Below are 20061 nucleotides of genomic sequence, written 5' to 3' on the forward strand. Positions count from 1 at the left end.
AAATTATTCTCATTGAAATTACATGAAACAAGTCATATACTAAATATAATGTGATATTCATTACAGTGTATCCAAAGTAATGATAGTATTATGAGTTCAGCCGATACAACAAAATCAAACAATTAAAATTTGAATATGGATCTTCGGGGTAAGGTGAAATTCCTGACTGGCGGTGAATGGTCCAATTGTCATAAATCATGGCGATTGGATCACAGCCCGCGACTCGTTATTCGTCGTCTTGTTGGACGATTAGCGACTGATCTGGTGCAAATCCAGAGCCGACGGTAAAGTCCGGATGGGAGAAGATCAAACGTAAGTTTGTGCAGATAAGGCGATAAGTCTGTCTTTGCGCATGCTTATTTCATCAGCCCCCGTAAATGTCGACTGTTGTCGATTCACGGGGGCTTTCTGCTGGCAAGACTCTGTATTCAAGGAGAGGGAGAGACAGCAAGATGGAAAACGTAAGTACAGGCTACAAGGTGCAGGAGCCCGCTTCAGTGCGGCCTGCCAAATCAAAAAGTGGATTTTGGCTAGTAGTATTGGGAGCGGCCCTATGGGGTGTCGATCCATTATTCCGGATTATTCTGCTCCGCGCGCTCACTTCGGCGCAAATCGTTCTGTTGGAGCATGTGATTATCGCACTTATCGCTATTCCTGTGTTATGGAAGAATCGCGGGGAATTGAAAGGCATTAGCATGAAGCATTTCGGCGCACTGCTCTTTATTTCCTGGGGCGGCTCGGCCATAGCGACGATCCTGTTCACGATGGGGCTCGCTAACGGCAATGCCAACGCAGTACTGCTACTGCAGAAGCTGCAGCCGTTATTCGCCATCATTTTAGCAAGATTTCTACTTAAAGAGAAGCTGCCGCGTCATTTCTCAATTCTGCTCTTGGTTGCGCTGGCCGGAACCTATTTCCTAACCTTCGGCTTTGCAATCCCGTTCGGGCACTGGAATGAATTTGTGCAAGTCGGAAGTCTGTTATCCTTGGGTGCTGCAGCTCTATGGGGTGGTTCAACCGTAATGGGCAGATTGATGGTCGGTCAAATGAAATATGAGACGGTGACCTCACTGCGATTCGTTCTCGCGCTTCCACTGTTGTTCGCGGTAACCTGGAATGAAGGCGCTGCGTGGAATCTTCCATCAGGCTCATCCGAGCTATCCTTGGTAGGACTTAACCTGCTCGGTCAGGCGCTGCTGCCAGGACTGCTCAGTATCCTAGTCTACTATAAAGGTCTAACTACTACGAAGGCGTCAGTGGCCACACTGGCGGAGCTCAGTTTCCCGATGGTCGGCGTCCTGATCAATTGGATCGCTTTCCAGCAGATCGTAACCGTCGCTCAAGCGATCGGCTTCCTACTGATCTGGGTCGTATTATTCACGATCTCAAGACAGAATAATGCTTCAGCGGCTTAATAATATAAGACGATTTTACAGAATACCCTGAGACGGACGGTGACGTGCACCCTTTAGAATAGACATTGGAAAAACCCCCTGGGTAAACCGATGAATTCTAGGGGTGTATTTTTGTGTCAAACAAAGGGAAAAAGTTTAAATCATATTCTGAAGAAACCAAAATAGAAGCGATTCGATTACATGTTGAGGAGAAATGGACCTATCGACAGATAACCGAGCATCTTGAAATTCAAGATAAAGACAGAGTGAAAAGGTGGATGAGGAAATACCGTGAGCAAGGGGAGTTTGGTCTGCTGGATCAACGAGGAAGACGCAAAGAATATGTGGATCAGAATCGGTATGTTCAACAATTAGAACGGGAGAATCTTATGCTAAAAAAGTGTTTGAAAATCTGGATGCGGGAGGTACGAAAGAGAAGTTTTCTATAATCAAAGAATTAGCCGATGGATCAAATGTTTATGCACTATGTAAGTTATTGAAAGTCTCAAGAAGTGGATATTATGCCTATCTGAAGCGAGGAGAAACAGATCGGGATGAGTCTTGCAAAGCCTTGATCCAAGCCGTATATGATCGATATGAAGGCAAGTACGGATACCGGCAGATCCAATTATTTCTGCTCCAAGACCATCAGGTGTGGTGGAATCACAAGAAAGTATTGCGTCTTATGCAAGCCTTGGAATTACAAGCTAAAATACGTCGTAAGCGGCGTTATAACTATTCCTCCTCTGTTGGTGGACGCTTTGCAGATAACCTCTTGAGTCGTAATTTCAAGGCGGATGAGCCCAATCAAAAATGGGTAACAGATGTGACCCAATTCCGAGTTTTGGACACCTGGGTTTACCTTTCGGCAATCAAAGACTTGTTTAATAACGAAATTGTAGCCTACCATATGAGTTTGCGAAATGATAACGAGCTGGTCTTACAGACATTCAGAAATGCCTTTGAAAAGACTAAGGACGTGTCTGGATTGATCGTTCACAGCGACCAAGGGTTCCAGTACACGTCCTATGCTTACCACGACATGCTGCCACAGGTTGGCGCCCAAATCAGCATGTCTCGCAGAGGCAATTGTTATGACAATGCCTCGATGGAGAGCTTCTTCTCACATCTAAAGACGGAAGGACTCTATCCCTATGATATCCGAACTTTGGATGAGGTACAAAGGAGAATTGAGACATATATCCAGTTTTATAACCATAATCGACCACAAAGAAAACTAAACAAGCTGACGCCAGTACAGTACCGACGCCAGCTCGTGGCCTAAGGGCTTTTTCAATGTCTACAAAATAGGGGCTTGACCAACGGTCTTGGGGTATTCTTTTAATTTTCTAACGAAACTACGGATCGTTATTTCCTCAAAAACAGCCGCAAATTAATTCTAACGAAACTACAGATCGTTAATCGGGAGAAAATTGGACCTTATACCACGAAATTGCTCTAATAGCGATACTCAGTTTCGTTGCTATGAACATTTTTGTCAACCATCGTATTTCCATCGAAGCACTAGGCGCGGGAGCAAATAAGCGAGCGACGGTCGGCACGCTGCTATCCGTGGGTTGGTTACCACATTCAATGCCTTCGTCAAGGAGAGCGATTGCCAGCTAGAAACGCACGTTCAGTTTGTCACCTAGTGCAAACGAAACTCGCAAATTCTCTCCTAAACCTTCGTTTGCCCCCGGGTCTAATGCTCCGGTGGTTAATCCTTCATAGGTTTAAAGCAGTTACTTATACCCGTTTTTCTTTTCTCATGAACGACTTCTGTGGAGAGAACCGGGTTATACCCTTTCCCCTTTTTACAAATAAGAATTTTGAGGTTGTTCTGCAATCCGAGCAACCGCCCAAATAAACCCGACTAATTCTCTGGCCACGGCACCAATAGCTACGTTTTTAGGTTTGCTTTTTCCAAAAACAAGATGTCGATATTTCGTATGCAATCTTTCTTGTGCCTTCCAAGACAAAAGTTGTACGTCTGGAGGCAATCCTTCTAGGCGGTTCGCTAGTTCACCTTTTACAGTAGGTCGATGACGGTAGCTCCATGCTGACTCCACTAACGTTCGACGCAAATGGCTGTTACCGGCCTTGGTCATAGAACCTCGTCGTGTACTTTGACCTGACGAATGCTCACGAGGAACTAGACCTAAGTAGGCCATGAGCTGAGCAGGCGAGCGAAACCGCGCGAACGTGCCAATCTCCGCAGCAATGGTAATCGCCGTAAGACGCGCAACACCGCGCAAGGATTGAAGGGTCTGAATCACAACCGCCTTTGCCCCCGTTGTGGCTTGCCTAAGAAGCGCATCTTCTAAACGGCCCATGCGTTGTTCAACTTCCTCGAGCGCATGAATCATTTCGGTAAACACGACCTGCATCGCTTCATGTTCGAATGACAATGAAGCCAGCCAAGCGCGATATTTCTTTGTCCAACGACGTTTGATGGTATCCGGTGGATGAACTTGATGGCGCAGGAGAAACTTAAGGATCCGTTGACGAGCGCGGTGCGCATCTTCCTTGGCTGCTTCACGGGAACGAACTAAATCCCGCAATGCTTCGTCATCTCGCGATGGTATATGAACCGCGGTCAACTCACCTGCTCGGAAAAGACGAGCGAGTTGCTCCGCATCCCGGCGGTCCGTTTTTACATGGTCGCCAGGCCGTTTGGGCATAAGGGAAGGGGCAATCACGGTACAACTTGCTCCCATAGATTCGATCCAGCGGTGTGTTTCGTATCCAGTCGGACCAGCTTCGTAACAGAATGCTAAGGAATTTGCAGGACCTAATTCCTTGATAAGTTTCCGAAGAGCGGCAGGGGTATGCGCTATAGTTCCGTAGTAACGTGGCAATTCTCGTCCTCATCTGCAATGGCAACGGAAATTTTTTCTTTTGATACATCTAAACCGACGTATTTTGTGGTAAACTGCATTAATGACAGCCTCCTTTTGCTTTGTAGCTCTGAAATGGGTTTTCTACAGTATCCATTTTAACCTACGATTCGAAGCAAATACGGGGGCTGTTTTGTTCATCATAGCTAGAATTTTTAACTGCCCATTTTGATCTAAATAACGATACTCAGTTTCGCTGCTATGAACATTTTTGTCAACCATCGTATTTCCATCGAAGCACTAGGCGCGGGAGCAAATAAGCGAGCGACGGTCGGCACGCTGCTATCCGTGGGTTGGTTACCACATTCAATGCCTTCGTCAAGGAGAGCGATTGCCAGCTAGAAACGCACGTTCAGTTTGTCACCTAGTGCAAACGAAACTCGCAAATTCTCTCCTAAACCTTCGTTTGCCCCGGGTCTAATGCTCCGGTGGTTAATCCTTCATAGGTTTAAAGCAGTTACTTATACCCGTTTTTCTTTTCTCATGAACGACTTCTGTGGAGAGAACCGGGTTATACCCTTTCCCCTTTTTACAAATAAGAATTTTGAGGTTGTTCTGCAATCCGAGCAACCGCCCAAATAAACCCGACTAATTCTCTGGCCACGGCACCAATAGCTACGTTTTTAGGTTTGCTTTTTCCAAAAACAAGATGTCGATATTTCGTATGCAATCTTTCTTGTGCCTTCCAAGACAAAAGTTGTACGTCTGGAGGCAATCCTTCTAGGCGGTTCGCTAGTTCACCTTTTACAGTAGGTCGATGACGGTAGCTCCATGCTGACTCCACTAACGTTCGACGCAAATGGCTGTTACCGGCCTTGGTCATAGAACCTCGTCGTGTACTTTGACCTGACGAATGCTCACGAGGAACTAGACCTAAGTAGGCCATGAGCTGAGCAGGCGAGCGAAACCGCGCGAACGTGCCAATCTCCGCAGCAATGGTAATCGCCGTAAGACGCGCAACACCGCGCAAGGATTGAAGGGTCTGAATCACAACCGCCTTTGCCCCCGTTGTGGCTTGCCTAAGAAGCGCATCTTCTAAACGGCCCATGCGTTGTTCAACTTCCTCGAGCGCATGAATCATTTCGGTAAACACGACCTGCATCGCTTCATGTTCGAATGACAATGAAGCCAGCCAAGCGCGATATTTCTTTGTCCAACGACGTTTGATGGTATCCGGTGGATGAACTTGATGGCGCAGGAGAAACTTAAGGATCCGTTGACGAGCGCGGTGCGCATCTTCCTTGGCTGCTTCACGGGAACGAACTAAATCCCGCAATGCTTCGTCATCTCGCGATGGTATATGAACCGCGGTCAACTCACCTGCTCGGAAAAGACGAGCGAGTTGCTCCGCATCCCGGCGGTCCGTTTTTACATGGTCGCCAGGCCGTTTGGGCATAAGGGAAGGGGCAATCACGGTACAACTTGCTCCCATAGATTCGATCCAGCGGTGTGTTTCGTATCCAGTCGGACCAGCTTCGTAACAGAATGCTAAGGAATTTGCAGGACCTAATTCCTTGATAAGTTTCCGAAGAGCGGCAGGGGTATGCGCTATAGTTCCGTAGTAACGTGGCAATTCTCGTCCTCATCTGCAATGGCAACGGAAATTTTTTCTTTTGATACATCTAAACCGACGTATTTTGTGGTAAACTGCATTAATGACAGCCTCCTTTTGCTTTGTAGCTCTGAAATGGGTTTTCTACAGTATCCATTTTAACCTACGATTCGAAGCAAATACGGGGGCTGTTTTGTTCATCATAGCTAGAGAACGGGTTAATAAACTCATTGGTTCTCGACAGTCCGAGGACACTATTTCGGTTAACCTTTAGCCTTACCGATATGCGTTTCATCGGTGTAAGCGGCATTACTCTATGAGAGAGCGCGCTGGGAAGGGGGCATGCGGGTATAAGGAACTGGCCGTCCAGATTAGGCACGAAATACGAGCGCCCCCACCATCGATAAATTATAAGTAAGAAAAAGCCTTACACCCTTTCCTCGCCCTATAAACAGGGGAAGGAAGGTCGTGTAAGGCTTTATTTGATATGTTGGCGTTGATGTTCCTAGCAGTACAATTGATGGTCCACTTCAGGAATCGCTAAACTACAATGGTGTATTACGCAGACGGTTGCTCATCCAGCCACAGAATTGCTGTAACTCCGCGCGGATAGTAGCGGCTGCCGCAGATCACTCCAGCGAGCATCTGGTCGCTCCAGCTCCAGTAAGCATTCGCAGTAGAAGTCAGCCAGCCGACATGGGCTGCGTCCGCAGCTTTACCTTGCTCGTTCCATTCTAGGCCGAGAATTTCCCGCGCGATGAATTGGCACAGGTAGATCTTGCTGAGCCAGGAATTATCGCTGGTGGAGGAGAGCTTCCAACCGCCGTCAGCGAACAGGCACACGCCTGGCTGAAGCACGGTATTCAGGTGCTTGCTCAGCGTCTGGATATATGCACCGAAACGTCCGTTTGGATCAAGCGCATCTTTGCAGCCAGTGAAGAGCGGGAAGATCAGCCCTTCGATAGCAGGAATAATTCTGGAATCGTTATTCTCTGAAATGACGGCAGGAACGTAGCCTTCTGGCAGCATTTGCGACACAATAGTCGCTGCGCAGCGATCGGCTTGTTCTGCAGCTAGGCTTGCTTGTTCTGTGCGGCCAAGCTTCGTGAACAATTTCTCCATCGCTACATAAGCAGCCCAGCTCTTGCCAGCTAAGTAGATGTTGTTCCGTGCCTGTCCGAGCGATACGTCAAGGCTGTCATAGGTTGTAATTTCAGCTCCGCCCATTGTGCGGGAGCTATCGAGACCCATAATACCGGTGCGTTTGGCTGGATCCGGATGGTCACGGTTCACCATACTTTCCAGACATTGCTCCATGATGCTCAGATTATCATTGATCCACTTGTTATCGTCTGTTTGCTGTACGTATACAGTAGCGCACAGTACCCAGTTCACAAGCTGCTCATGCGTCATGTGCGAGAAGCAATCATCGATCGCATGAAGCTCATAGGAGGAATATTCAGGCTTAGAGAATGCATTGGCAACGCCCATATCATGGGTGAAGCTGATCCCGCCCGGATACGGTGTTGGATCTCCCGGGAAGTGAACCTGATCTTTATAGCTGTAACGATTCACGAACAGATCGAGCTCATTTTTCACGGTCCAAGGGTTCATTTTCATTTCAAAGAACAGTTGGTCTACAGTCAAGTCGAACGTATTCATCATCCGATATTCGCCTTCATTCACGACCCAGAGCGCTTCTCCCTTGTTATCGAGCAATTGTGTAGAACCATAGTAGCTGCGAATCGCATGTCTCAGCATGAAGCGCTGATCTTCGTTCAAGTGAGGTGCATCTGTAATACGATCAGCCTGCTGTGCAAGCTCTACCTTCTTATCGAAGCTATTCATCGCATAAGCGGCAACCTCTTCGATATTTGCAAAATAGCGCGTGTAATAGTAAGTAGTATCGAGACCCGTTGTAACATATCCCTCACGGTAGAAGCAGATCGCGAAGCGGTAAGTCGCTTTCTCACCTGCAGGCGTATCCATCAGTAGGGCGCCAACTGCACCGAGGCCAAAACGCAGATTTTCTTCGACCTTAGGCTCGAGAATTGCCTCCATTGTGAAGAAGCCCGCACTTTTTACTCGATTGTCACTTGTCGCGATCGCGGTATGTCTGCCTTGTCCGATCCCGATAATCTCACCGTTCGTTACCTCTTCAAGGCGGCGAATGGATCTGTAAGGGTCACTGTTCTGCAAACCGAAGAAGGCTTTACGACTGCTTGTTCCGTGCGTATTGTCGACGACGATCTCGGCCAGAACGGCTGGCATAATGGCAAATTTGAGTTCTTCATCTTTAGCGGTTGCTGGATCAGGTACACCGTCAAATGGTGAATAGATGCGGAAGGTCAGATCTCCGGCTTGCCATTCATCGGTTGCTGCATTGAAGTTACGGGTAATGCTCTCTTGAGCAAAAGGAATGATAAGCTTATCTTCAACGACTTCTTCTCGCCATCCTGTTCAGAAGTATAACGATCGCGCTCATCCGCCCCTTCTCCGAAGAAAGGCAGCGCCTGATAACGATTCTTTCCATCCTCTTGTAGTCCAATATATATATTTTGATTCGGTGGGCTAGCTAGTTCAAGGTCTAATCCGCCTTTCTTGCCAGGATATCCTAGTGTAAAGCTTGCGAACGCTCCCATTGGAGAATGGTGTGCGTTAAATAGCATCTTCTTATCCAATTTAACTACCTCCTGTATATAGAGATGAATCTGTGATATGTTAATTATAACAAGGTGTAAAAGGATATATTATATCCAAACCAAGAATCAATTTACCCAAATTGACCACGAATTCTCAAACTCGTCTAGGAGGCTGCTGCCATGGAAGTAGCTAATAATCGTTATATCGCCGAATTTATGCTGCCGGATATGGATTCAACGTTCCGGATATTTGCATCCCATGTCCGTACCGTAACCAAGGATTGGTCATACCCGCGGCATACTCATCCTTTATTTGAAGTCAATTTACTGCTCGCCGGAGGACAGGAGATGATTGTCAACAGTCAGCGTTATATCCAACAGCCCGGTGATTTACTATTGCTTAGGCCTGAAGATGTTCATGAGAGCCGGGCGATTGGTGAAGAGCCAATGACTTATTATTGTCTGCATTTTAATGCAGATGATCCTATTCTGCATGCCCTGCTGAGCCGCAGAAACTTTGACCTGTATGAGTCGACCAGCCCTCTAACCAGGACGATTCGCCCAGCCTGGACAAGCTGATCTCGCTGACCTCGGCTAATGAGGTGCCGCTTAAGCTGGCCAATAAGATGCGTGCTATGTCCGCCGTATTCGACCTGCTTGCCGGGCTAAGTGAGGTGCTATCCGAACAGGGCGAAGAGGAACTAGCTAGCAGCAAGATGGGCAGGGTAGCCTTTGAGATTGCGGCGAGGCTGGAGAAAAATGTCGAGGATAGCGATATCCAGGGAGAGATCCTGTCAGATGATGAGAAGGAGGAGCAGCACTCGAGGGATGCGGTAGCGGCCGCCACCGCGGATCTAGGGTACAGTGCATCGTCATGCAACCGCATCTTCCAACGCGTATATGGCATATCGCCGCGTCAGTATTTATCCGGCCTGAAGCTCAAGAAGGCTAAGCTTCTTCTCATGGAGCCGGAGCTTTCCGTAGAGGCCGTCTCCACCCGTCTCGGCTACAAGGACATTGCCCACTTCAGCCGACAATTCAAGCGCTGGACCGGAGAGTCCCCTGGGAAGTTTCGAGCCAGGTTTCATGTGTGAGGGTTCATCCTTATATAGAGTTGACTGAGACGATGTAAATGATCAATGACGCTATAGATAGGAAGGGAGCAAAGGGAACAGAGAGTACTCTCGTGCGAAACAATAGTCTCATTATTAATACAAATATCAACACAATCACACAGCTTAATAAGAGCACATAGAGATTCAGAAACCAGCTGAGCCATGCACCGATGGCAGAGAGTAGCTTAATATCACCAGCTCCAATGAAGAAGTTGAATTTGTATTTGGCCACGAGTAGAGGAATTGACGGAATGATTACTCCTAACAAAGCATTATAAAGTGAATGATGCAGAAAGCTGTAGAAAATCCCAAACACTAGAATCATTACAACGATAACGTTTGGAATAGTTCTGTTTCTAATATCGCTGATACTTGATAAACACAATAAGATGCATAAAATTATAGTGAAAAGAAATGTCACGGTGAACACCATCCATTTTATTAACAAACAAGCTTTCAAAAATTGTATCATAATATTGTATTAAATGGTTCATGTTGGTATCTGGTTTAAAAAATTTGAACACACCATACAATAGCTGTTTTCTAGCTATGCGGGTGTGTTTTTTTATTTTATATAGAAATAGTTCCTTATTACTGGATTAAAAGGGGATTGTTGCTAGAATAATTGATTGGTATAATATGGCTGTATTTTATAATATAAAGAAAAGGGTGTGAATTATGCCAAATGGTGAAATGTACCTTACCCAAGGAAGAGCTGTTCTACTTATGCATGCTGGTAGGCGCTGAGTCTCTGCTTGGAATTGAAGATTTGCGAGGTAATCTGGATTCAGATGAACCTCGTAATAATTGGATAGCGGTTACAGAGCGATTGATACATAAGGGAATTTTATCATATGAGGGTGATTCCGAGCTTTTTATAGATTCTGATTATGCTGAATTGGTGTCAGTGTTGGCTTTTCCAGAGCAAGCATTCGCATGTTTGATAGAGGATGATGGGGAAATAAGCTTGGAGTTCATTCATTCTCGCCATGGAAAATATACAAGGTTAAGAGGGGAAGAAAGTTGCGAGATAGAGCTTCTTCCGGAGAGGGATTGTTCTGAACTGCTTAAGGAACAGTTGCTGCTTAGTGATTGTATTGAGGAACTACAGTTTGATATACCAGCTGAAATTTTGAACTATGCGTTTGCTTTAGCTGGAACAGGAGCCGTGAAGAGCTCTGCTATTATGCTGGAGCCGTATGGATTGAATTATGAATTAGCTGAGGAGCTTTCAAGGGCAGTACATGATGGAACCTTATGCCGGGTCGTTGCCGGCTATCGATTTAATCGTGATCAGCCTATTGAGGCTCTTTTTCATTGTGTGAGGACGGAGCAGGGAACCTGGATTACTTGTATGAGACAGGACCGGGAGCAGGTCAGGTTATTTCGCCAGCGGCCGGAGGTGGCTTTGAAGCAAATCATTCAATTTCATGGGACGTAGAAAGGAGAGCGCGCATGGCGCAGAAGGTAAATCCCAATCAAGTGGAAGGATTAGCAGATAGACTTGGACGATTAAACCGGATGATAGAAGATCAGGTTACGAATATGTGCAAGGATGTATCCAGAGTTGTGGGTGACACACGTTCCCAGTATTCGGAAGATTATGTTGGTAGAGCCGCAGCAGAAGTAGAGTACTTGATTCAAGAGATTCAGAAGCTGGCGCTAGCGATTGATGATAAGTTGCGAATCAAGGAGAAGACCCTGAGATGGGCGGCGGGTGAATATATTGAACGTGAGAAGGAAGCGATTCGGCAAATTGAGGAAATGCAGCAGAAGAAAATTCCACTTGTTCTGAATCGAGAAGCTCTATTCCAAGAGAAGAATCATAGTTTATCTCCGTTTGGGGCTTTTCCCGTATATCCATTCGTATTAGCTGCTTCAATTTCACTACCGGTATATATTTCACCTTTGTCGGGAGAATTAAGCTTAAGTCCAGAGAAGTATAGCGAAGAAGTGCTGAGGCTGCAGCAGCGATTGAAGGAGCTAGGCTATGAAGTAGAGGCTCATGGATACTTCGATGAACAGACGCTAAAGGCGGTCAATCAGTTCAAAGATAATTATGGACTAGAGAACCAAAGAAGTGTAGCAGGCGTTGTAGACGATCAGATGTGGCGTTATTTGTTCGGAAGTTTGAATGGGATCCTGACAATGGACTCAGGAGTTTATTCAGATCCAGTTAAGATGGTGCAGAACCGTCTCAAGGAACTAGGCTTTGATATTGAGGCAACAGGCTACTATGATGAACAAACTCAGCGGGCGATGGACGGATTCCTGGAGATCTACGGGAAGGATCTGACCGAGGCAGACGGAGTCATCGGGGTACAGACGTGGAATGCACTATTTAATATCGAGGTAGCACAAGTAAGTAGTGAGCCACAGTATATGTTAATGCCAGCTGATCCTAAAAATTATAGTCACGCAGACGTATTAAACCGTGATGATCCGGAAGCGCAAAAAAGGCTCGAACAGACGTATTGGGGCACGTTATCGAAGGAAGAGCAGGATCGGCGGTACCGAGAGATCAAAGCGGAAATGGATGCGATCGATAAGAAATGGGCAGATAAAATGCGTCAAGCTCAGAGCGGAATCGGAAACCCATTCTTCGCTAATCTGTTTACAGGCACCTCAAATATCGTTGTTAATACTATTGATACCGCTTCGGCAGGATTACCGGAGTTGATTACCGAATGGATAATGGGACCGATGCCAGAAGGATATGTCGACCCGTTAGATGATCCATACGGCAAAAAGGCCGGAGAAATTACAGGCAATATAGTCGGCTTCTTCCTACCATTTAAGTATTTAAAGGCGGTCAAGACACCGGCTGTTTTAGCAAAACTGTCACCAACCTTGCTACGCTCAATTACGGCTGAAGCTATATTTAGCGGAGTGACTGAAGTGTCTGATTCCGTAACAGATTTCCGAAAAGATGGCGACCAGAGCCTGGGAGAGCGATTATTCAATATTGCATTCAACTCTTCAGCAGCGGGCGTTGGTGATGTGGCATTTACTTACGCGTTCAAGACAATATCCGGCATGCTGAAAAGTTCAGGCGCCCAAAAAATTCTTGAGTTTATTAAGCCGAAGAAAACAGATGTTATAGAGAACCCGTCCGGGAAAGACTGGGAAGCGTACTTCAAAGATAAATATGGGGATGGGAAAGTTACTTGGGAGACTAGAGGGACGGGAGAAGTTACGGCTAAGATCATAAGTGAGGTAGACAGAGCTAAACTATCTAGTTGGAAGTACCCTCCAAGTGATGAGTTGTATTTGGAATACAAAGAAGTATACGATAACCCAAGATACTATAATCAGGAAACTGGTGATATTAATTGGCCTGGTACAAAAGGTGACCCTAACATAGATGGTTTTGTAAATGGAGAGTTTAAAATCGAAACACTTCAATCAGGGACTATAATAGATAGATATGGAAGCAATGCAAGCGGGCAATATTTTTCTCCTGCAGGTTCAAGCTATGGAAGTAGAGCTTTACCTCCACACATGAAGTTGCAGCCATACACTAAATATATCATAGTAAAGCCGTTTCAAGTCAGATCTGGTAAGATCGCTCCATGGTTTGATGAAGTTGGTGAAGGTGTTCAGTATTATTCCCAAATAGAGATAGTAGATGATTATGGCACTTCGGTAAAAGCTACCGTACAGAATCTGCTCGATCTTGGTTACATCAAGATATTTATTGAATAAAGTAGAAGGGTGATTTTAATGGATAGGTATCAATTGCAGCATATTTGTAAAGAATTGGGTATGGAAATTAGCATTAATGAAAAAGTTATACAAGAAGAGAAAGGGTATTATGAAAATTATAGCCTAATAGAATATGATGAATTAAGTTGGTATTATTCTGAAATGAACTTTGAAAAAAGGCCACTACCAGAAAAAGAAGACATAAAAAAGTTTATAGATGAAAAGGACGCCATCAAATATTTTTTTCTTAAAATTCTAAGGAAGTTTTATTTCAAAAAAAATCATACACCGCACAATCCAATTAATAATACTCATTCGATCGACGACATTAAGGGTTACTTTCAGAGTCTAGGTATCGAAGATGATTGTTATAGTTTTAGTGTGATTAAGCCACAAGAGGTATATGCAGAAATTGTTGATGATAAAATAATGGTGAGTTACATCGATACAAAAAAACAAAAGAGATTTACGACATTGCCACTAGATATAGAGAGAGGAATTTTTGTAATATACAGACTGACATATTCCTTACATTTACTAAAGATAATAGAAAGGAAGTATATCCAAAGTAACATTCTGACAGAAAGATTTACGGATAATGATATAGAATTATTTATTAAGTGAATCAATTCATAAATGATTTTGCCAGCTAGCCGCCCGTGAAAAATGATTGTTTATATAAAAGAGGCTGGAGAGATGACATGGCAGGAAGCAAAGGGAATAATTGATAAAGAATGGATAAGAAAGGGCTAGTATAGTTACTGGTTTTGAGACAAAATTTACTACTAAAAATTATACTTTAGTCAATTTTATTAAAAGATTAAGAACTGGAGAAAATAATGTTTGAGGAATAATTAAGCCAAGTAAATCCAACTGTTATAGCCTCCTGCTTAAATTGACTCGCCCTATGTTTCTGTATACCGAATAGTTCATAGATTCAACATTCCTAAAATTTTATAACTTAATATTTTTTTGCCGTTACTACGAGCAGGTCAATCATGGTCAGTCAGATACTACTGTGATTGACCTGTTATTAGTTATGTTTAATTACGTTTACAACCCCAAAACTCTATTCATGAGAAGTGAAGTAGGAGAACCTGATTCTAAATATGGACGAATACACTATGGCACTTGAAAATATCAGATGTATCGCTCGTAATCGGGTGTGCATTTGATAAAGGTAGATTTAGGTATGCTCAAAATTTTGTTCTAAGTTTAGGAGGATTCTAAAGTGTCGTTAATAAGGCTGTAGAGGCATCTAATGGTAATCCACGAATTTTGGAGGATCTTTTAGGTTTAGATCCGAGTTATTTAGGAAAACATCCAATCATATTGGAGATAAATAATCCATCTAATATTAGGATTCCATCAGGAAATGAAGTAGGTGCATGGCCTGAATACTGGATTCCAGGTGGATACACGAGTGGTGGTGTTCCAGAGGCTGTGGTCGATCAGATTCCATCAGGAGGATATACAATATCTGATGTTTATCCTAAACAGTAAATTTGAAGGAAGGAATTATTTATGGAGAGAATACACCAGGGAAATGGTTTTGCCATTATCGAGAAGGGTGATAAAATTCAAATTACGTGGCCGCAAGGCCCATATGGGCACCCTGTTTTTTACGATATTTCAAAAGAAAATATGGAGAAAGCACTAAAGTCAGACCAGGATGCTTATAAAGTAATGGTTTATGCAGAGACGGGAAATTGGCCTTTAGAAAAAGACGAACAGATGGAAAAAAGAAAAGCGTTTATTAGACGTTTTCCCGAACTATTGATAAAAGTACCCGAGAATCAAGATTTATTTGATGAAGAAGAATTAAAAATATTGCTTCAACAAATAAATGAAGGATTATAAAAGGATGAGTGCATGTTAGTCTACTCTTATTCTATGAAATTCTAAGATGCATGTGGTATCACAGAGATTGAAGCAAGGTATACTTATGAAGTGAAAACTTATAATAAGGATGAGTATTATCTCTATGTCGATATAAAGGAAATTGATGAAATAATACAAATATTAAAGCCGTTATCTCAATATGCAAAAAAGTAATAAATACCTCATGCAAAGAGTTCTCAATCTTTAATAACTAATGAAGATATAGAAATATTAATTTAGTGAATCATTCATAAATGGTTTTTTCCAAAGGTGTCTGTTAATCGACAAAATACAACGCGAGCTACCCGCCCATGTTGTATTTTTTTGTGAGACGACACATAGAAAATAATATTAATCTACTAATCGAAAAGTATCATATTCCGTACAATAACGAGTCTTTTTTCATAAGTTTTCAGAAAATTATTAGTTTTATAGTCCTAAATAAGGGTAATTTACCCATATAAGGTATTGTCTGAATATAGTGTTAATTGTATAATAGCAGACAAACAGTAAGGTAAAATTTACTAGTTAATAGAAAATAATTCATTGGCAGGTGGAAATATGAAATTACTAGTGGTGGCCGGTGGATTTCATAGGATGGTACGGGACAATTTTCCGAAGAAAATTGATTTTTTCAATTCAGAAGGTTTAGAGCTGGGTGATCTGAAGGAATTTGTTCTTGAAGAGATGCCTAAGGTGGATTCAGTGTTGATCACTGACGAAGCCTTCTCGTATAGGCTTGGGCAAGATCGAGAGCATTTGGCTTATTTTTTGGAATGGGTGAAGGACGGTCCACGTTCGGAAATTCCGGTAATCGTCATTACAAGGGATCGTATGAAAGTGAATGATCTCGCCTCGCTATCCTCCCGGTATACCAATCTAAGAATCGTAACTATCGACAAAATTCGAATCCCATGGAACGTTATTCAGTTTGAATTAGAAGCAACCAGCAAGAAACAATCCTCGCAAATACATAACGATTCAAAACCTGTAAGTAAGAATCAGACCCCGGTACAAGCTGATTCCGAAACTAACGTAAGAAGATCTTTCTTTGACCGTTTTCGGTCGAAGCCGGAAAGCGAAACTAAGCTTGAGGGTACAGATCGATTAAGCAAAGACTTGGCCAACATTAGCCGAGGAATTAGTCGGATTATCGCCGTCACCGGACACCGCGGAAGCGGGGTGACCAGTACGATTGTGAATTTGGCTCATGAAGCTGCCAAGCGAGGGCTAAGCACGATCATCATCGACATGGATACTGAGTATAGAAGTATGAATATGTACTTTGACCGTTTCCACGAAAGAACCAATAAAGAAGAACAAATGAGCGCTTCGCTCATCCACACACTTGCCAGACCTCAGGATTATATGACAACCGCTTTTAATATCAAAGACAACTTATGGCTTACCTCTCTAGGCTACTCCTTTCATGATCGCAAACTAATAGAGCAATTTTACAATAATGAGAAGTTAATAGGCTTAATCTCAGTACTGCGAAGTAGATTCAATCTCGTCTTATTGGATATACCGCTCGATTTGTTCCGCCATTTTAAAGAGACGATGATCCATATCGACGTGTTCGGTTTATGCGTGCCTAACAATTTGCATGCCGTATTGAGCACAATTCGTAATGTGGAAGTAGTGCTCGATCAAGAAAAGGCTACCTATCTAAATGCCAAGGCGAAGGTGATTGTTACTCAGTATAATGATCGTTCCAGATTTCAGGATCAATTATTTACACCTGATAAAGTGAGTGAGGTGTTAACTTCCGGATTGAGCGAGTACTTCCGCTATGACATGAGGATGGCGGGCGCTGTCCCTTACAATTCCGGATTCGACTCCCAGATTGAGACGGATGTTCCATTGACCAATACAGGCGCTGAATTTGAGAGAGCATTCGGTCAGATGCTTCTTAGATTAATGGAGGGTGCATAACACTATGGATTTAAAGACGGTAAAGAGCGTATCCCCGAACAGAAAATTGTTCAAGAAAATTTTGGCGTTATCACTCAGCATCCTAATCATCATCGTCTCTTTTGTTGCGCTAAACAATGCCAACCAAGCGGCAAAAGACACGGTGGAGGTTCTCAGGATAGATCAATCTGGCGGGATTCCCGCTTATGTTGCCATAACTGAGAAGCAAATCAAGAAGTACTCTATCATTCGGAAGGAATATTCCGAAGACATGATTCTTGCAGAGGATAAAGACTCCATAGTAGACAAGTTCACGAAATACTACTTACGGAATGACAGTATTCTGTACAAAGATCAATTCATGGATGAGAAGCCGCAGCAGAATGAATGGCTGTATGAAATGGAGGATGAGCATGAGGTGCTCACTTTGCCTTATAACTTCCTCGAAGCAGGTGGAGATATCCTCATGCCTGGAGATCGGGTCAGAATCCGTGTTTCCTATGAGCAGCAAGAGGATGCCTCATCCGGTAATCCCAATGTAGGATACTCGTCCCGAGGATCTAAGATGAGAACCGAGATTTTGTTTGGTAGTATCGAGATTCGCGACATGCTCAATTCAAGTAGCCATTCGATTTATGAAGTTTACAAAGAGGTACTTAAGCTTAGTGAAGATAAACGACAAGAAGTGATGAAAAGCAATGATTTTCTTAAGAGCATTCAACCAAAATCATTGTTGCTTGAAGGAACCAAGGAGCAGATCGATAACTTTGCCAAGTACAACGGATATGAGGGCAAGAAGTATCTGATCACAATACTTAGCCGCAAGAACAGTCAGGTGATTCTCGATCAATTGCCTACCTTGCAAAGGGAGGTAGAGTCATGGATCAAACCGAAAAACTAAGCCTTGATCATGTACTGGATAAAATATCTCCGAAAGAATATATGGGTTCCGAATTCCAGGAAAGCAAGCTCATTTATAGCGTGATCGGATTTATACCGGCTTGTGATATGGTCGATAATGCGCTCGTTATAAGTAATTTGGGTTATATGCTCGCTCAGAAGGGCTTAAATACCTGCATTCTGGATCTGAAGGTCTTCAATCCTAATCTGTATCACTATCTGGATGCAAAGCCAAATAAGAAAGGTAGCGGCCTGATTCGAGTATTGAAGAGCGATAAGGTGGATTTCCGGGAAGAGATTCAGGCGACCAAGTACGAAAGGTTATACCTACTATCCCCTAGTCCGCATGATCTGATTGAGGAATATCTGGATTTTGAATTTGATCATTTGGAACAGGTTATTAACACGCTGAAGAGCATGTTCGATATCGTGCTGGTGGATATTCCGAACAACCCGCCTCTGGAGTTCTGCCTTGGAGCGATGAAGTTTTCCCATATCGGGTTCTTTACTTCCACAGAGAGGATAGAAGCAACTAGCAATATGATCCGCTTGCTTGACTTTGCTTCATCGATTGGAATTAGCACAGCCAAGTTCACGAGCGTTATCCTCATGAACATCCAGGATATTAACTATGATCATAAGGCGATTAAAGAATTCGGTCTAAATATTGTCGCTGCGCTACCTTTTGTAAAAGCTGCTTACGCCTATTCTCTCGAAGGCAAGCTGTATGTAAGGGATAATCCTCTGATTAATAGGTACTTTCTCAAGCAAATGAGGCGCCTAACGGATATCCTCTGTAACCAGTAAGGAGGGAGAGACGAATGCTTACTCGCGCCAAGATTAGTGATATGCAGCAGAAAGTTAGTTATCAGGTCAGCAAAAAAGAAGATATGGAGGACCTGAAGAACAAATATACGACGATACAGTTCGAAGAGGCGTTAGAACATTGTCAGAAATATATTACCAAGGTGGCGACGCATGCTTTTAGACGGGAACATGATCCCGCGCGAAAACGCGAAATGACCAAGTCATATATTAACGAATTTGTAGATTCACAGAAACCTGCTCGTTGAAGGCTATTACGAATTGGTTGATCTAAAAAGAGCGCTCATTGACGAGATTACTCACTATGGTCCGATTACGAAGGCGATGGAGGACCCGGCGATCGATGAGATTCGCATTAACGGGATAGAGCAAATTTTTGTGGAGACAGGCGGTAAGACACTGCCATGGGAATATCATTTTCTGGATCGGGAGCATTTGGAGAGGATTATCTCGAAGCTACTTGGTGTTTCCAAAGTCAGACTAACCCCCAAAATTCCAATGGTAAATGCCAGGACGATTGAAGGATATCGGGTTAATGCCACCCATGCGGACATATCTCCATACGACATGCCTGCGGTCGTCATCCGTAAATTCAGCAAGAAGAGCATAACGCCGGAAATGATGATCAAGAATGAATCCTTCTCTGTGAACATGTTCAAGCTGTTGTCTCTGTTCCCGAAGGCTGACCTGTCGTGGATTACGGTCGGACCGACCGGTAGCGGGAAAACAACACTGAACGAAATGATGGTCAAGGAGATCAATCCGCTATCCCGGATTATAACGATAGAGAATCCTTCGGAAATGCGCTTGCTTAGAAGAGAAGGGAATCAGGAGCACGGCAGAATCATTAATGATGTACTGCAATATGAATCTGTTCCGGACGATGATGATGCCAGCCCGGCAACGATGGAGAATTTGCTGATCAACGCGATGCGTCAGTCTCCGCACTGGATTGGTCCAGGGGAGCTCAGAACTCCCGGTGAATTCGCCACTGCGCTTCGCGCAGCCCAAACAGGGCATTTCTTCTTACAACCTTGCATGCCGAGGGTGACAGGGAAGCAATCTTCCGCTTTCTTACTGCGTACCTAATGGCTTCCAATGAGCCCGCCGAGCTTGCTCTGCGCAACATTTGCAGTGCCGTCAAGTTTGTGATCTTTCAGGAGAAGCTCGCAGATGGAACACGCAAAGTGACCTCAATTTCCGAGGTGATCGGCTCCGAAGGGCTGGAGCCAATCA

20 protein-coding genes, 1 pseudogene and 1 riboswitch are annotated in these 20061 nt (G+C 44.0%); of the genes and pseudogenes, 17 read left to right on the forward strand and 4 right to left on the reverse strand.

The genetic code is table 11. The features are described 5' to 3' along the window. The first annotated feature begins 135 nt into the window (after window positions 1-135). Window positions 136-311: riboswitch (FMN riboswitch) on the forward strand. Between the two features lie 141 nt (window positions 312-452). The 4 genes from RE628_RS06155 (at window position 453) to RE628_RS06170 (ending at window position 3020) form a co-directional block, all read left to right on the forward strand. Further along, window positions 453-1415, forward strand: coding sequence for a DMT family transporter (locus tag RE628_RS06155; protein WP_309157916.1), 963 nt, complete (start codon window positions 453-455; stop codon window positions 1413-1415). Between the two features lie 113 nt (window positions 1416-1528). Next, window positions 1529-1843 carry a helix-turn-helix domain-containing protein gene (locus RE628_RS06160; protein WP_309153811.1) on the forward strand — a complete coding sequence of 105 codons (315 nt, stop codon included), beginning with the start codon at window positions 1529-1531 and terminating at the stop codon, window positions 1841-1843. Beyond that, window positions 1795-2679, forward strand: a complete 885-nt coding sequence (locus RE628_RS06165) for an IS3 family transposase (RefSeq protein WP_309153810.1) — start codon at window positions 1795-1797, stop codon at window positions 2677-2679. Before RE628_RS06160 ends, RE628_RS06165 begins: the two co-directional genes overlap by 49 nt. Window positions 2680-2879: 200 nt before the next feature. After that, on the forward strand, window positions 2880-3020 hold the full coding sequence (locus RE628_RS06170) for a hypothetical protein (protein WP_309153938.1): 141 nt from the start codon (window positions 2880-2882) through the stop codon (window positions 3018-3020). A gap of 188 nt (window positions 3021-3208) precedes the next feature. On the opposite strand, the gene RE628_RS06175 is transcribed toward RE628_RS06170, so the two are convergent. Then, window positions 3209-4252, reverse strand: coding sequence for an IS110 family RNA-guided transposase (locus tag RE628_RS06175; protein ID WP_309157917.1), 1044 nt, complete (start codon window positions 4250-4252; stop codon window positions 3209-3211). A 240-nt stretch (window positions 4253-4492) separates the two neighbouring features. Between RE628_RS06175 and RE628_RS06180 the strand changes: the two genes are divergently transcribed. After that, entirely contained in the window at window positions 4493-4633 is a 141-nt protein-coding gene (locus RE628_RS06180) for a hypothetical protein (protein ID WP_309153938.1), read from the forward strand. Window positions 4634-4820: 187 nt separating this feature from the next. Here RE628_RS06180 and RE628_RS06185 read toward each other — a convergent pair whose 3' ends face one another. Together RE628_RS06185 and RE628_RS06190 are read right to left on the reverse strand one after the other, a co-directional pair. Next, window positions 4821-5864 (reverse strand): IS110 family RNA-guided transposase, encoded by a 1044-nt coding sequence (locus RE628_RS06185; protein WP_309157917.1) that lies wholly within the window; start codon window positions 5862-5864, stop codon window positions 4821-4823. A 537-nt stretch (window positions 5865-6401) separates the two neighbouring features. Then, a pseudogene (locus tag RE628_RS06190) lies at window positions 6402-8512 on the reverse strand (glycoside hydrolase family 52 protein). A gap of 153 nt (window positions 8513-8665) precedes the next feature. On the opposite strand from RE628_RS06190, the gene RE628_RS06195 reads away from it, so the two are divergent. Further along, window positions 8666-9064 carry an AraC family ligand binding domain-containing protein gene (locus RE628_RS06195; RefSeq protein ID WP_309157918.1) on the forward strand — a complete coding sequence of 133 codons (399 nt, stop codon included), beginning with the start codon at window positions 8666-8668 and terminating at the stop codon, window positions 9062-9064. A gap of 56 nt (window positions 9065-9120) precedes the next feature. Continuing rightward, window positions 9121-9579, forward strand: coding sequence for a helix-turn-helix domain-containing protein (locus tag RE628_RS06200; RefSeq protein ID WP_309157919.1), 459 nt, complete (start codon window positions 9121-9123; stop codon window positions 9577-9579). A 10-nt stretch (window positions 9580-9589) separates the two neighbouring features. On the opposite strand, the gene RE628_RS29495 is transcribed toward RE628_RS06200, so the two are convergent. After that, window positions 9590-10072 (reverse strand): prepilin peptidase, encoded by a 483-nt coding sequence (locus RE628_RS29495; RefSeq protein WP_375143045.1) that lies wholly within the window; start codon window positions 10070-10072, stop codon window positions 9590-9592. 213 nt (window positions 10073-10285) lie between these two features. On the opposite strand from RE628_RS29495, the gene RE628_RS06205 reads away from it, so the two are divergent. The 10 genes from RE628_RS06205 to RE628_RS06250 all read left to right on the forward strand — a co-directional run bounded on the left by RE628_RS06205 (window position 10286) and on the right by RE628_RS06250 (window position 19914). Then, window positions 10286-11041, forward strand: coding sequence for a hypothetical protein (locus tag RE628_RS06205; protein WP_309157920.1), 756 nt, complete (start codon window positions 10286-10288; stop codon window positions 11039-11041). A gap of 14 nt (window positions 11042-11055) precedes the next feature. After that, window positions 11056-13305 (forward strand): glycohydrolase toxin TNT-related protein, encoded by a 2250-nt coding sequence (locus RE628_RS06210; protein WP_309157922.1) that lies wholly within the window; start codon window positions 11056-11058, stop codon window positions 13303-13305. A gap of 18 nt (window positions 13306-13323) precedes the next feature. Further along, window positions 13324-13929, forward strand: a complete 606-nt coding sequence (locus RE628_RS06215) for a hypothetical protein (protein ID WP_309157925.1) — start codon at window positions 13324-13326, stop codon at window positions 13927-13929. Between the two features lie 654 nt (window positions 13930-14583). Then, window positions 14584-14808 (forward strand): hypothetical protein, encoded by a 225-nt coding sequence (locus RE628_RS06220; protein ID WP_309157927.1) that lies wholly within the window; start codon window positions 14584-14586, stop codon window positions 14806-14808. Window positions 14809-14829: 21 nt separating this feature from the next. Continuing rightward, on the forward strand, window positions 14830-15165 hold the full coding sequence (locus RE628_RS06225; protein WP_309157929.1) for a hypothetical protein: 336 nt from the start codon (window positions 14830-14832) through the stop codon (window positions 15163-15165). 582 nt (window positions 15166-15747) lie between these two features. Then, entirely contained in the window at window positions 15748-17121 is a 1374-nt protein-coding gene (locus RE628_RS06230; RefSeq protein ID WP_309157930.1) for a CpaE/TadZ family protein, read from the forward strand. Window positions 17122-17125: 4 nt separating this feature from the next. Next, window positions 17126-18001, forward strand: coding sequence for a CpaB family protein (locus RE628_RS06235; protein ID WP_309157931.1), 876 nt, complete (start codon window positions 17126-17128; stop codon window positions 17999-18001). Then, window positions 17980-18807: a CpaE/TadZ family protein gene (locus RE628_RS06240; RefSeq protein ID WP_309157932.1), complete on the forward strand. Its 828-nt coding sequence runs from the start codon at window positions 17980-17982 to the stop codon at window positions 18805-18807. The genes RE628_RS06235 and RE628_RS06240 overlap by 22 nt, the downstream gene beginning before the upstream one ends. Before the next feature lie 14 nt (window positions 18808-18821). After that, window positions 18822-19073, forward strand: coding sequence for a hypothetical protein (locus tag RE628_RS06245; protein ID WP_309157933.1), 252 nt, complete (start codon window positions 18822-18824; stop codon window positions 19071-19073). A 13-nt stretch (window positions 19074-19086) separates the two neighbouring features. Next, a complete protein-coding gene (locus RE628_RS06250; RefSeq protein ID WP_309157934.1) occupies window positions 19087-19914 on the forward strand; it encodes an ATPase, T2SS/T4P/T4SS family in 828 nt (275 codons plus the stop codon). Window positions 19915-20061 lie beyond the last annotated feature (147 nt).

Source organism: Paenibacillus sp. D2_2 (genome assembly GCF_031199965.1).
Lineage (GTDB): Bacteria > Bacillota > Bacilli > Paenibacillales > Paenibacillaceae > Fontibacillus.

Excerpts from the sequence above, each read along its gene's own strand:
- RE628_RS06195 (WP_309157918.1), top strand. The coding sequence starts at position 8,666 with ATGGAAGTAGCTAATAATCGTTATATCGCCGAATTTATGCTGCCGGAT.
- RE628_RS06245 (WP_309157933.1), top strand. The coding sequence starts at position 18,822 with ATGCTTACTCGCGCCAAGATTAGTGATATGCAGCAGAAAGTTAGTTAT.
- RE628_RS06240 (WP_309157932.1), top strand. The coding sequence starts at position 17,980 with ATGGATCAAACCGAAAAACTAAGCCTTGATCATGTACTGGATAAAATA.
- RE628_RS06215 (WP_309157925.1), top strand. The coding sequence starts at position 13,324 with ATGGATAGGTATCAATTGCAGCATATTTGTAAAGAATTGGGTATGGAA.
- RE628_RS06180 (WP_309153938.1), top strand. The coding sequence starts at position 4,493 with ATGAACATTTTTGTCAACCATCGTATTTCCATCGAAGCACTAGGCGCG.
- RE628_RS06230 (WP_309157930.1), top strand. The coding sequence starts at position 15,748 with ATGAAATTACTAGTGGTGGCCGGTGGATTTCATAGGATGGTACGGGAC.
- RE628_RS06225 (WP_309157929.1), top strand. The coding sequence starts at position 14,830 with ATGGAGAGAATACACCAGGGAAATGGTTTTGCCATTATCGAGAAGGGT.
- RE628_RS06200 (WP_309157919.1), top strand. The coding sequence starts at position 9,121 with ATGTCCGCCGTATTCGACCTGCTTGCCGGGCTAAGTGAGGTGCTATCC.
- RE628_RS29495 (WP_375143045.1), bottom strand. The coding sequence starts at position 10,072 with ATGATACAATTTTTGAAAGCTTGTTTGTTAATAAAATGGATGGTGTTC.
- RE628_RS06205 (WP_309157920.1), top strand. The coding sequence starts at position 10,286 with ATGGTGAAATGTACCTTACCCAAGGAAGAGCTGTTCTACTTATGCATG.
- RE628_RS06170 (WP_309153938.1), top strand. The coding sequence starts at position 2,880 with ATGAACATTTTTGTCAACCATCGTATTTCCATCGAAGCACTAGGCGCG.
- RE628_RS06155 (WP_309157916.1), top strand. The coding sequence starts at position 453 with ATGGAAAACGTAAGTACAGGCTACAAGGTGCAGGAGCCCGCTTCAGTG.
- RE628_RS06210 (WP_309157922.1), top strand. The coding sequence starts at position 11,056 with ATGGCGCAGAAGGTAAATCCCAATCAAGTGGAAGGATTAGCAGATAGA.
- RE628_RS06235 (WP_309157931.1), top strand. The coding sequence starts at position 17,126 with ATGGATTTAAAGACGGTAAAGAGCGTATCCCCGAACAGAAAATTGTTC.